Genomic DNA, 626 nt, shown 5'->3' on the forward strand with positions numbered 1-626 from the left:
ATGAGTGGTGCCAAGCAGAATATGCTGGCGCAGCGCGCTCATGCCAATAATTTGGCAAATATTAATACGACGGCGTTTAAAGAAGATTTCGCTCAGGCGCGTGCTATGCCGGTGTTTGGCGAGCATCATCCATCGAGAGCCTATGCCTTGACCGAAAGGCCGGGAACAAATTTTGAGGCGGGTCCCCTGAATCAAACCGGCAACCCTTTGGATGTTGCGGTAAAGGGTGATGGATGGATTGCGGTTCAGGCCGCAGATGGTTCGGAAGCCTATACCCGGGCAGGCGACCTGCAGGTAGATGTCAATGGGCAGCTAAGGGCTGGCATTGGTTTGCCTGTTTTGGGTAATGGTGGTCCAATTGTTTTGCCGCCTTCGGCAACTGTTGAGATTGGTGCTGACGGTACGGTTTCGGTTCTTCCTTTGGGTGGTGGAGCTGTTGGCTTAGCGGCGGTTGATCGAATTAAGCTAGTTAATCCCGACCCTGATATGATCGAAAAGAAAGAAGATGGTCTATTGCATATGAAGGGTGATGAGCCACCGGCAGTTGCTGACCCGAACATCAAACTGGAAACGGGGTTTCTGGAAGGTTCTAATGTAAATGCGGTATCGTCTTTAACAGATATCCT

The 626-nt window shown here is 50.8% G+C and carries 1 protein-coding gene; it reads left to right on the forward strand.

The annotated features are described in order from the left end of the window. On the forward strand, nt 1-626 hold a 626-nt coding region (locus A3735_RS00775), incomplete at both ends, for a flagellar basal body rod protein FlgF (RefSeq protein ID WP_068637374.1).

Source organism: Oleiphilus sp. HI0061 (assembly GCF_001635675.1).